13 protein-coding genes are annotated in these 10,982 nt (G+C 43.4%); 10 read left to right on the top strand and 3 right to left on the bottom strand.

The features are described from left to right. Positions 1 to 2 precede the first annotated feature (2 nt). Entirely contained in the window at positions 3 to 587 is a 585-nt protein-coding gene (locus tag M886_RS05175; RefSeq protein WP_048039318.1) for a TOBE domain-containing protein, read from the bottom strand. 12 nt (positions 588 to 599) lie between these two features. After that, positions 600 to 722, bottom strand: a complete 123-nt coding sequence (locus M886_RS17685; protein WP_080503040.1) for a TOBE domain-containing protein — start codon at positions 720 to 722, stop codon at positions 600 to 602. Between the two features lie 798 nt (positions 723 to 1,520). Here M886_RS17685 and M886_RS05170 point away from each other — a divergent pair. Further along, on the top strand, positions 1,521 to 3,440 hold the full coding sequence (locus M886_RS05170; protein ID WP_048041192.1) for a sodium:solute symporter family protein: 1,920 nt from the start codon (positions 1,521 to 1,523) through the stop codon (positions 3,438 to 3,440). Positions 3,441 to 3,514: 74 nt separating this feature from the next. On the opposite strand, the gene M886_RS05165 is transcribed toward M886_RS05170, so the two are convergent. Further along, a complete protein-coding gene (locus M886_RS05165) occupies positions 3,515 to 4,324 on the bottom strand; it encodes a sugar phosphate isomerase/epimerase family protein (RefSeq protein ID WP_048050798.1) in 810 nt (269 codons plus the stop codon). A 795-nt stretch (positions 4,325 to 5,119) separates the two neighbouring features. On the opposite strand from M886_RS05165, the gene mtrE reads away from it, so the two are divergent. The 9 genes from mtrE to M886_RS18215 all read left to right on the top strand — a co-directional run bounded on the left by mtrE (position 5,120) and on the right by M886_RS18215 (position 10,655). Next, positions 5,120 to 6,034 carry a tetrahydromethanopterin S-methyltransferase subunit E gene (mtrE, locus tag M886_RS05160; RefSeq protein ID WP_048050797.1) on the top strand — a complete coding sequence of 305 codons (915 nt, stop codon included), beginning with the start codon at positions 5,120 to 5,122 and terminating at the stop codon, positions 6,032 to 6,034. Then, positions 6,031 to 6,783, top strand: a complete 753-nt coding sequence (mtrD, locus tag M886_RS05155) for a tetrahydromethanopterin S-methyltransferase subunit D (RefSeq protein WP_048050796.1) — start codon at positions 6,031 to 6,033, stop codon at positions 6,781 to 6,783. The genes mtrE and mtrD overlap by 4 nt, the downstream gene beginning before the upstream one ends. Before the next feature lies 1 nt (position 6,784). Then, positions 6,785 to 7,588, top strand: coding sequence for a tetrahydromethanopterin S-methyltransferase subunit MtrC (mtrC, locus tag M886_RS05150; RefSeq protein WP_048050795.1), 804 nt, complete (start codon positions 6,785 to 6,787; stop codon positions 7,586 to 7,588). Then, entirely contained in the window at positions 7,585 to 7,911 is a 327-nt protein-coding gene (locus M886_RS05145) for a tetrahydromethanopterin S-methyltransferase subunit B (protein ID WP_048050794.1), read from the top strand. The genes mtrC and M886_RS05145 overlap by 4 nt, the downstream gene beginning before the upstream one ends. A gap of 1 nt (position 7,912) precedes the next feature. Further along, on the top strand, positions 7,913 to 8,635 hold the full coding sequence (mtrA, locus tag M886_RS05140) for a tetrahydromethanopterin S-methyltransferase subunit A (protein ID WP_048050793.1): 723 nt from the start codon (positions 7,913 to 7,915) through the stop codon (positions 8,633 to 8,635). Beyond that, positions 8,635 to 8,859, top strand: a complete 225-nt coding sequence (locus tag M886_RS05135; protein WP_048050792.1) for a tetrahydromethanopterin S-methyltransferase subunit F — start codon at positions 8,635 to 8,637, stop codon at positions 8,857 to 8,859. The genes mtrA and M886_RS05135 overlap by 1 nt, the downstream gene beginning before the upstream one ends. A gap of 18 nt (positions 8,860 to 8,877) precedes the next feature. Next, positions 8,878 to 9,096 carry a tetrahydromethanopterin S-methyltransferase subunit MtrG gene (mtrG, locus tag M886_RS05130; protein ID WP_011033487.1) on the top strand — a complete coding sequence of 73 codons (219 nt, stop codon included), beginning with the start codon at positions 8,878 to 8,880 and terminating at the stop codon, positions 9,094 to 9,096. A 13-nt stretch (positions 9,097 to 9,109) separates the two neighbouring features. Further along, on the top strand, positions 9,110 to 10,060 hold the full coding sequence (gene mtrH, locus M886_RS05125) for a tetrahydromethanopterin S-methyltransferase subunit H (protein ID WP_048041989.1): 951 nt from the start codon (positions 9,110 to 9,112) through the stop codon (positions 10,058 to 10,060). Between the two features lie 376 nt (positions 10,061 to 10,436). Further along, positions 10,437 to 10,655, top strand: coding sequence for a hypothetical protein (locus tag M886_RS18215; RefSeq protein ID WP_137726774.1), 219 nt, complete (start codon positions 10,437 to 10,439; stop codon positions 10,653 to 10,655). Positions 10,656 to 10,982: the final 327 nt, after the last annotated feature.

Below are 10,982 nucleotides of genomic sequence, written 5' to 3'. Positions count from 1 at the left end.
GTTCAGTCTGTATCAGACCTTTTTGAGCCAGAATTTACAGGCTCTTTTTCACCGATGGCTTTTGCGACCATTACTTCTGTGGATTTTATGACCGCATAAATCCGGTCTCCTGGCTTTATGTCCAGTTTTTCGACTGCCTCCTCCGTAACCACTGAGGTAAGGACTGAAGGTTCAATCTCAATTGTGAGCTTGGAGACAAGCCCATTTTTCTCGACTTCAACTACTTTTCCGGGAAGCTTATTTCGGGCTGAAAGCTTGAAGCCTACATTTTCCCATGAGGTTTCGTCCCCTACAGCTTCATTAATCAGCTTTTTATTTGTTTCGTACTCAACAAGCAGTTTTCTTCCAAGATCAGTCAGAAAAGTTCCCTGGTCTTTTCCCCCACGTACAGTAACTACCGCAGGCTCGCCAAGAGCATCATTCATTTTTTTAAGCATCATCCAGGCATGTTTATAGGAAATTCCAAGTTTCTGACAGGCTTTACGGAGGGAGCGTTCTTCGTCAATTGTTTTCAACAATTCGGCTCTGCCAGCCCCCATTACTGTCCTTCCATCTTCGGTAAACCAGAGCTTTGTTTTCGCTTTCACAGACCTCACCTTTTAGCGGAGTACATGAACAGAATTTGCCCTGAACCGGGCATAAACCCGGGCATCCGGAGAAATATCCATTTTTTCTGCCGATTTCCAGGTTATAAGGGCATTCAGGGTGATTCCGCAGTTCAACCTTTACCCGGGACAAGAGCTCCAGGTATCAAGACTTCCGTAACCCTGCCCTGCAAGAGTTTCTGATGCTGGATTGTGCGGAAGTTTTACTTAAAGCTATGTTTTCCGGTCTCAGGAAAGCAAATACCGTATCTCCTGCATCTACCTTGCCAGAACCATCAACTACTGTTTCTCCTGTTTCTATACACAAAATATATACCGAATTCTGGTAAACAAAAGCAAGATCATACTTTTCTGGAGGCAGGTTCGTTGCTTCTTTCCATCAAACAGATTTGAGTTTATATAGACATGTGGTCTTTGATATAACAGATATAAACTTTTTGAGTAAAATTTTTGCTTTTTCCTGTGAAAAGGAAAATAAAAGGTAAAAGGAGGGAGCTTGAAATTGTAATGGTACTTCCATGCAAGAAATCGATATTATAGGGAATAAATCAGCAATAAAAAAATCAGCAATAAAAAATGAAATTTAAAAAATCAGCAATAAAAAAATCAGCAATAAAAAAATCAGCAATAAAAAATGAAATTTAAAAAATCAATAAATCTGTTAATGAGCCAGGACCGAAAATTCGGAAATTACAGCGAATTAATGCAAGTTAACTTGAATTATTTGCAAAATAAAGTGCGTAAAGCATCTCGGAATAAATAAATAGTAGAATTAAAGTAAAATTTACTCATCCAAATTTAATAATATGAGAATATATAAAAACTAAGTACTCCTGAATAATTGTATTAATTTCGGAAAAATTTCTATAATCAGATACTACTCATACACATTATGATTCTTTTAAAGGTGTCCTTATGGATGGTTATAATATCTTTTTGGCTTTGCTTGCAGTCTATATAATCGGACTTGTGACTGTTGGCTGGTACTTCAATAAAAAACAGAAATCTATTACCGACTTCTGGCTTGCAGGACGAAAAGTAGGTCCCGGAGCACTTGGATTTTCAGCTGCAGCATCATGGCTTACAGCTGGAGGAATTCTTGCGGTTATCGGGTATTTCATACTGCAGGGAATGGGCTCCATATGGGCTTTTGTAGCTCCAAATATTGTCGCCCTCCTTGTCATCGCTGTACTTGTGGGCAAGATCAAAAACCTGCCTGCAATTACACAGCCTGAACTTCTGGAACAGCGTTATGGGAGCTCAGTCCGGTGGCCTGTTGCTCTGATCATTACCGTAGTGATGATTCTTTTTGCAGTAGCAGATGTTACAGGGCTCTCCCTCGTGCTTCAGGTATTTTACGGGCTTGATCCGCTCTATGCTGCGGCTATTGTTGCAATTGCAGTATCCCTTTACGTAACCCTCGGCGGCCTTTCGGCAGTAGTCTGGACAGATGTCATCCAGTTCTCGTTCCTCTCTCTTTTTACAATAGCAATGGCTTTTGCTGCAGTAGGGACCGTGGCAGATGGAGGTCTTAATACTCCTGCAATAAGCAGCTCTGAACTCTTCGGGAGCCTTCCCGATGTATGGTGGAACCCCTTGTCAATCGGCCTCCCCATGGTTCTGATCTTCTGCCTTGCCATTATTCCGGGATGGATTACAGAACAGGACCCCTGGCAGAAGGTATGGGCTGCAAGAGATGCAAAATCCGCCCGTACAGGGATGATCATAGGGTCTCTTATGATCACCATAGTTTTCTCGGCATGTGCTGTAATAGCAATAGCTCTCAGTTCCATATACCCGGAAATCCCACAAATGGGCTTCCCTGCAGGCATGGCACAGGCAGAGCCTGCACTTCTTGCTTTTGTCAGTGAGCGTTTTGCTTCTGCTCCCCTGATCGTAGCTATAAGTGCAATAGGGCTTGCAGCAGCTTCCATGTCCTGCGCTGACACCTTTGCAACATCTGGAGCTTCATGCATTTCAAGGGACATTTATCAAAGGTACATAAAGCCCGATGCTACAATGAAGGAGATGCTCATTGTAAACAGGGTGAGTGTGCTAATTATCGTACTTGCAGCAACAGCTGGCTCATTTATTATCCCCAACATTATAGATGCAATTCATATTGCTACCTTTATTGCAAGCGCTTCTTACTTCTTTCCTCTTATGGGAGGGCTCTACTGGAAAAGAGCGACAAAAGAAGGAGCTTTTGCAGGGATGGTAATCGGATTTATTGTCCAGGTAGCCCTTGTAGTTCTGGACCTTGTAAAAACCCCTCCCCTGGCTCCAAGTTACCTTGAGACCATCCATCCCGTTCTGATGAGCCACGGTGTTATTGTAGGAATGAGCCTGAGTGCAATTGCATTCTTTGGGGTTTCCCTGATGACAAAACCCTCAAGCAGGGTTAACCTTGCACCCTTTTTCGAAGAAGAAGCAGAAGAGCTTGCCCGCTATGAGACAGGTGAGATCAACGAAGCAGATCCATCGTACAGCGCATTCCTCAAAAACGTTAATGAGAAAGTTGCAGGGGAACGTACTCACCTTCAGCTTAACCTCAGGACTTCAGGAACCCTCAGCTGGCACGAGCTTGTAGAAAAGCTGAAAAGCAGTTCTCCTGCATGGGTTACTCCTACGGGGCTTGACTCCGTATACAGGTTGACCCACGGAGACATGCTCGCCTGCGTGGCTGTTACCAGAGGAAGCGGAGAACAGGACATCTGGCTCAAAGCCGAACCAAAAATAGAAACCGTGAGAAGGCAGAGAAAAGAGCTTTTTACAGCCTATGAAGAGCTGAAGAAAGTGCTTGACCAGAAAGGAGTTAAACTGGATTTTTACTGACTTAAATTTGAATACTTAAGACAGGGGTTCCTTACAGAACCCTGCCTTAATTTCTTTTTTTGGAACTTAATATTTCAGGAATACAGAGCTTTTTCAATGACTTCTTTTCCAAGCCTTACATCTTCCAGAGAGAAGACTTCCAGATTGTAGACCCCTCTGTAACCTGAGAGCAGTTTGAGGACAGAGAAGTCAACACATCCTTTTCCCGGTGCCATATGTTCGTCCCCGTCATACTTTTCTGTCCATTGCCCTCTATTATCGTGCAGATGAATGTGAATAACATGTTTCTGTAGAGTCTGAACAAAAGCCCTTAGTTTTCCGGGGTCGCCGCCGCAGGTAAGGTTTGCGTGCCCGATATCCAGGGTAGCCTTCAGGTGGTCTGAGTTTACAAGTTCAATGGTCCCAGCGAGTTCTTCTGCTTCGCAACAAAAGTTTGAAGGGTCTGTTCCTTCTTTATTTTCAAGCCCGAGTATAACTCCATAGTTTTCAGCAAGAGAGGAAAGAGATTCCAGATTTTTGACCATTGAATCAAAGGACTTTTCCTTATCGAGCCCTATTTTGCCAGGGTGGATGACAACTATCCTGGAACCTATCCTGTTTGCAATTTCCATGGACTCTTCAAGAAGAGTAAACTCTCTTTTTCCCATGTTTGCAGTATCTACCTGCAGGGCTGTGGGATATCCAGGAGCTGCCGCTGAATAAGGAGCATGGACAGTCCCCGGAAAGCCGTATACTGACATTTCATCAAGAATACATTCAAGTTTTCTATTTTCAAGTACAGTACCGCTGTAAATTCCGAGTTTGGGGACGTAAAGTTCTATCGACCCCACATTTTCCTTCAGCTCCTGAAGGGAGCCGGCAAAAGACGAAGCTCCGAAAATCACGTACTAAGCAAGAAAACCAGATATAAAGTTCTTTTGCGATGCCCGGTTTACAGCCACAAAATAACAAACTGAATGAATAAATGAAGAAACTCAGGAAAAACATTTGAATGTCAGAGGAAAAAAGAGGAGGTCTGAACTTAACCCGTGTCAGAAGGCGTTCAGTATATAAAGAAGCGGAAAAAATAGCCAACATATTTATATATAAGTAATTGTTACCGGCTTTTCTTTTTAAAAGAATTTATAAATAGATTAAATATAAATATATAGTAAGTACATGGAGAATATATTTTTACTGACGAAAAGAACAATAAAAAATAATTAAAAATATCTATAATCGTAAAAATATCCTTTTTATCCCTGAGAAAATAAAAGAACTTAATGAGCATTAGATTATATAAAATTTAGAAATATAAAAACCACATCAGTATAACGAATTATTATAAAAATAGTTAATATATTTTAAAAAATAAATAAAAAAATTCATTAGTAATAATCGGAATCTTTATATGATATTGAAAGAAGTAAAATTTATTCTTTTTTATATAAATATAATTTTGTTTGATTTACCCGGCTCGGTACATCATATAAAATTGATTGTATAAAATATAAACCTATAATAATATTTTAAAAGCGTTCCTATTTCGAAAGGTTTATGAATGATCCTCTCTAATCCAAAAATTAACGTGCGTCATAATCATATTTCTTTGTAATGATATGGCAGACGCTTTTAAAAAAATGTACAGCGTTTTTTGGAATCCAGTTTATTACATGTAATAACATAAAGGAGGAAAATGAATGGAACCACTCATAGGCATGGGAGTGCTTGCACTTATTGGAGTGGCTGCGACCATTGCAGGTGCTTCAGAGGACCTGGAATCTGACATAGGTTCGCAGAGCAACCCTAACTCTCAGGTGCAGTTAGCTCCCCAAATGATGTTTCCCCACAGAATATATAACAAAGCGATATCTGGAGAACCACCATCCAACGCATTAATGTGTTCGATCGGTGCAGCCATTGCAACAGTATTAATAAGTGAATTTACAGTATCCCCACTTTTTGCACTGGTATTTGGTTCCGTTATTGCAGCATGCGTGCATGGAACCTTTGCGGTAACTGCCACAATGGGTAGATGTGCCAGTCAGAGTCGATTCAAGCAGCCGATTTATCTGGACATGATAAGAAGTCATACCCCGGCAATTATGGGATATGCGTTCATAACGACCTTCTGTGTTCTGGTGATATCGTACCTGATGACAGTTGTACTCGGACACCCCTTCCCGCTAACTATGCTGGCTTTCATCTGGGGTATTACAATAGGTGCAATAGGATCATCAACAGGCGACGTCCACTACGGTGCAGAGCGCGAATTCCAGCAGTTTGAATTTGGTTCCGGGCTGAACGCTTCAAACTCAGGTAACATTGTAAGATATGCCGAATCCGGCCTCAGGAATGGGTTCGACAACTCCTGGTTCTGCTCAAAGTTCGGCGGACCTACCACAGGAATTGCTTTTGGTATGACCGTATTCCTTGGAAGCTGGATAACCACTATTTTTGATCCTTCACAAGGTCTGTCCATGGGATGGCTTTCTGTAATTGCAGGTGTTATTATCGTCCTTATTTTAATTATCTGGAACTGGAAAATCGAAGTCCAGGCCCGCAAAGCATATGGACCTTACAAAGAAGACAAGGCTGAGGAGGCTTCCGTATGATTGACGCTATCTTAGGAAATATCCTCTGGATGGTCTTCATTATTATCGGCGGCGTTCTGATTTCCTGGGGTGTTCACTTCGTGCCCGTAGGTGGAGCACCTGCAGCTATGGCTCAGGCAACAGGTGTCGGTACCGGTACAGTGCAGCTGGCAACAGGCGCAGGTCTGACAGGGCTTGTGAGTGCCGGATTTATGATGAACGTGACAGACAATTTCCCACTTATTGTTGCCTCAGGCGCAGTAGGAGCAATGATCATGATCGCTGTGACCATGATCGTAGGTACCTGGGTCTATGTTTACGGTGTAGGCTGTGTGCCTTCTTCCGCAAAAGTAAAGGTTGACCCAATAACAAAATACAGACAGGACCTTTACGTATCCCAGGGTACTGAAGGGCACGGAATTCCGACTGTCAGCTTTGTGAGCGGAGTTATCGGTGCTGCTCTTGGGGGAATTGGCGGATCTCTTATTTACTATTCACTTATTGAAGTGGGTGTAAGTGTAGGACTTGAGCGCGTTGGAGTTACCTCTGCAGTAACAGGAAACTCGCTTGTAGCAGTTGCAGCAATATTTGCAATAGGCATTTTCCTGGTAAACGCCGTAATTCCGTCCTATAACATAGGAGGTACAATTGAAGGGTTCCACGACCCGAAATTCAAGAAATGGCCGAAAGCGGTTATTTCCTCCCTCGTGGCATCAATACTGTGTGCTATCGTGGCAGTAATTGCAATAGCACAGCTAGGAGGTATCTAAAATGTCTGCAGGTGGAGCAGGAGGAGAAGCTAAAAGTGCATACCCTCAACAGACAATAATGGCCCTGGGTATAGTCGGCGGTCTTGTCGGAGTTTACCTTGGTCACTTCATGCCTCCCGCATATTCCTTCTTCGGAGGAATTGGAGCAATCTGTGCAACAGTCTGGGGTGCTGACGCTGTCAGGCGCGTTGCAAGCTATGGACTTGGTACCGGTGTCCCATCAATAGGTATGCTGGCTCTAGGTATGGGTATTCTTGCAGCTCTCTTCGGACTTGCCCTGGGAGGCATTGCAGGACCCATATTAGCCGTCGTTGTAGCAGCAATTATTGGTGGCGTTATTGGCGCTCTTGCAAACAAAGTAATCGGAATGGGTATTCCAATAATGGAACAGGCAATGATAGAGATTTCATGCGCAGGCACCCTTGTAATCCTCGGTCTGAGTGTTGTCATTGCAGGATCCTTTGATTATGCTGCAATCATAGAAAATGTGATTGCAAACGGATACATTGCACTGATCTTTATAATAGGCGGTATTGGAATCCTCCACCCCTTCAACGCTTGCCTGGGCCCAGATGAGTCGCAGGACCGAACTCTTGTACTTGCTGTTGAAAAGGCGGCTATTGCATTGATAATTACAGGCTTTGCATCATCACTCCATGAAGGACTAATGACTGCTGGCATAAACATACTCGTAGGACTTGTCATCTGGTATGTTGCTTTCAGCAAGTATTATGCACTTATTAAGAGAGATGCATATGCAGTGGTTGGAACCGGTCTGCTGCCGAGTGCGGAGGAATTGCAATGAGCATTGTTCGCATAGCTCCCGAGATAAATTTAGTCATGGACACAGAGTCGGGAACCGTAACTCAGGAAAGGAAAGACTCGATTCAGTACTCCATGGAGCCCGTTTTTGAAAGGATGGAAAAACTGGATGCGATAGCAGACGATCTGGTGAATTCCCTTTCACCCAGCAAACCATTGCTTAATTCGTGGCCAGGACGTGAGAACACCTCCTACATAGCAGGAATTTACTCTAACTCCTTCTATGGAATTGTTGTAGGTCTTGCTTTCAGCGGTCTGCTGGCCCTCATCATATATATAACAAGACTGATGGGAGGGGTGGTGTAAAATGGCAGATAAAAGAGAACCAGCCCCAGGATGGCCTATCCTGAAAGGAGAATACGAAGTAGGCGATGTAAAGAACTGCATACTGGTAATTACATGCGGCTCACACCTTCCAGGGAAGCCGATTCTTGATGCAGGTGCAGCCTGTACCGGGTCATGTAAGACAGAAAACCTTGGTATTGAAAAGGTCGTCGCCCATATCATCTCAAACCCGAACATCAGATACCTGCTTGTAACCGGCTCTGAAGTTAAGGGGCACATTACCGGACAGTCCATGATGAGCCTCCACGCAAACGGTGTAAAAGAAAACAGGATTGCAGGAGCATTGGGTGCAATTCCGTATGTAGAAAACCTGAATGCAGCTGCAGTTGCCCGTTTCCAGGAACAGGTTCAGGTCGTCAATCTGCTCGATACTGAAGATATGGGGGCTATCACCTCCAAGGTGAGAGAACTGGCCTCAAAAGACCCTGGTGCCTTTGATGCGGACCCACTGGTTGTGGAAATAAGCGAAGAAGGTGAAGAAGAAGAGGAAGGCGGCGTTGTAAGGCCGGTTTCCGGGGAAATCGCTGTTCTCCGCAGCAGGTTGAAAGCAATTGAAGCCCGCATGATGGATATAGGAAACTTGAACAAGTTCCACTCAGGAGTTCACGCAGGAAAAGTCGAAGGCGCCATGATTGGGTTGACAATAACCATATCCCTGCTTGGGTTATTACTGCTAGGGAGGTAATGAAGATGGCAGAAGAATACGAAAAAGGCGTCCCAATGGTGCTCGCCCCTCAGATGGGTGCAATTGATGCGACTGTTGAGAACATTCGATATAGAGCACAGTTGATTGCAAGAAACCAGAAGCTTGACTCCGGGGTCGCAGCAACCGGAATAATCGGCTTTGCAGCAGGTTTTCTCTTTTCACTGCTGATGGTCATCGTACTCCCATTAGCTGTCGGCCTATAAGCATGAGAGGTGAATAATATGGATGGAAAAGCACCAGCAGCGTTTGTAGAGCCAGGCGAGTTTAATGAAGTAATGAAAAGGCTCGATCAGATTGATGAAAAGGTAGAGTTCGTCAACAGTGAAGTTGCACAGAGAATAGGAAAGAAGGTAGGAAGAGATATCGGAATTCTGTACGGCGGAGTAATCGGCCTGCTGCTCTTCCTGATCTATGTCCAGATATCATCAATGTTCATGTAAATGAGGGATCAAAATGTTCAAGTTTGACAAGAAACAGGAAGTTTTCGAACTCGGTGGAGTTAAGTTCGGTGGACAGCCGGGTGAAAACCCAACCGTGTTAGTCAGTACCATGTTCTATGCAAGGCACAAGATTGTAACTGATGAGGACAAGGGTATCTTCGACAGGGCAGCTGCAGAAACCCTATGGAACACCCAGGTATCACTGAGCGATGCCACAGGGCTCCCCTATGTAAATCAGATTGTAGGAGAAACCCCTGAATCGATCAAACGCTATATTGAGTGGTTCATTGGGATAGATGATAGAACGCCTTTCCTGATAGACTCCTCAGCCGGAAACGTGCGTGCAGCCGCAGCTCAGTACTGTACCGAAATAGGTGTTGCAGACAGGGCAATCCACAACTCGATCAACGCAAGTATTGAACAGTCTGAAATCGATGTCCTCACAGAAAGTGATGTGTCAGCTGCAATCGTTCTTGCATTCAATGCAACTGACCCGACCGTAAAAGGAAAAATAGATATCCTTGAAGTCGGAGGTTCCGGACAGACCAAAGGTATGCTCCAGGTCGCCAAGGAATGCGGAATAAAGTATCCCATTATCGACGTTGCAGCCATGCCTCTCGGTGCAGGCTCAGGCGCAACAATCCGCTCGGTACCCACACTCAAAGGAAAATTCGGGCTGCCAATCGGCGGTGGATACCACAACATGGCTTCTGCATGGGACTGGCTCCGCAAATTCAAGAAAACTCAGCCTGACCCCAAGGCAATCTACATGCCTACAGACATTGGTACCAACCTGGTAGCCCAGATTGCAGGTTCTGACTACCTGCTTTACGGTCCGATCGAGAACGTCAACCAGATTTTCCCGGCTGTTGCAATGGTCGACATTATGCTCGGTGAAACTGCAAAGGAACTTGGCGTCGAGATCGCAGATCTGGAAAACCACCCTGTTACCAAACTGACATAAGTTCAAAACAGATTACAAGGACTACAGAGTCCGGAAGCAAAGAGAAATTTCTCTTTGTTTTTTCTTTTTTTGCGCCTTAAGTTCAGAATCTTACTTTAAACCGCTTTTAACCGGATTCTAAATCAGCCATATCATCACTTTAACCTTTGAGAAATATCATTACCTTAACCTTTGAAAAATATCATTACCTTAACCTTTGAGAAATATCATTATCTTAACCTTTGAGAAATATCATTATCTTAACCTTTGGAGACTTCCATTAGTTTTTCCTTCAAACTACCTTTAAGAATTAAAAAATACATGAGCAAAACTTGAAAACGACAGAAAAAAGTTAATAACGGTTAGTCCACTTAAAAATATATTTTATAGATTTAAAATGTTTTGTAGATTTAGCGAAGGAAAGTACCTGGCTGACGAGGAAGTATTAATGAGCCTGCCAGGTACTGATGAATCCACTCCCAACTCGCTCAATGGGGAAACCTCTACCCTGAATCAGATAAAGATATGCAAAAACCTGAGCGAGTATTTATACAGAACCCCCACTCGATCAGGAGTTATACAAATCCATTCAGGCTCACTGTTTGTCCGGGATTAATCACGTCTTCCGCTAAAGGACAACAAAGACAGGACAAATTGAGAGCCAGTCACTAATCTGAGATTCAGGGTATTTGAGCCCCATTAACTCTTGTAATTTATTTGAGTACATGTTGTACACTGTCTTACATATATAAATAGAGAATTGTGAACCGATATTATCTGTTCTGGTGAAGTTGCCACCTACCCGGTGAAGCAGGTAGCAGAGGAGTTTAATCAGATACAGGAGATAGATCAAGCAAGAAAAATCACTGATAAGAGAAAATCAATAAGATTTTAAAACAGGGAATATTATATGAAACTGCGAATTAATCTTCTCTCCGGAGAA

This window comes from Methanosarcina soligelidi (genome assembly GCF_000744315.1).
Lineage (GTDB): Archaea > Halobacteriota > Methanosarcinia > Methanosarcinales > Methanosarcinaceae > Methanosarcina > Methanosarcina mazei.
The sequence above is the reverse complement of the archived record's forward strand: the minus strand, read 5'-3'. Positions and strand labels throughout refer to the sequence as shown.

Coding starts and splice junctions, on each gene's coding strand:
- M886_RS05170 (WP_048041192.1), top strand. CDS start 1,521: ATGGATGGTTATAATATCTTTTTGGCTTTGCTTGCAGTCTATATAATC.
- mtrE (WP_048050797.1), top strand. CDS start 5,120: ATGGAACCACTCATAGGCATGGGAGTGCTTGCACTTATTGGAGTGGCT.
- mtrD (WP_048050796.1), top strand. CDS start 6,031: ATGATTGACGCTATCTTAGGAAATATCCTCTGGATGGTCTTCATTATT.
- mtrC (WP_048050795.1), top strand. CDS start 6,785: ATGTCTGCAGGTGGAGCAGGAGGAGAAGCTAAAAGTGCATACCCTCAA.
- M886_RS05145 (WP_048050794.1), top strand. CDS start 7,585: ATGAGCATTGTTCGCATAGCTCCCGAGATAAATTTAGTCATGGACACA.
- mtrA (WP_048050793.1), top strand. CDS start 7,913: ATGGCAGATAAAAGAGAACCAGCCCCAGGATGGCCTATCCTGAAAGGA.
- M886_RS05135 (WP_048050792.1), top strand. CDS start 8,635: ATGAAGATGGCAGAAGAATACGAAAAAGGCGTCCCAATGGTGCTCGCC.
- mtrG (WP_011033487.1), top strand. CDS start 8,878: ATGGATGGAAAAGCACCAGCAGCGTTTGTAGAGCCAGGCGAGTTTAAT.
- mtrH (WP_048041989.1), top strand. CDS start 9,110: ATGTTCAAGTTTGACAAGAAACAGGAAGTTTTCGAACTCGGTGGAGTT.
- M886_RS18215 (WP_137726774.1), top strand. CDS start 10,437: ATGTTTTGTAGATTTAGCGAAGGAAAGTACCTGGCTGACGAGGAAGTA.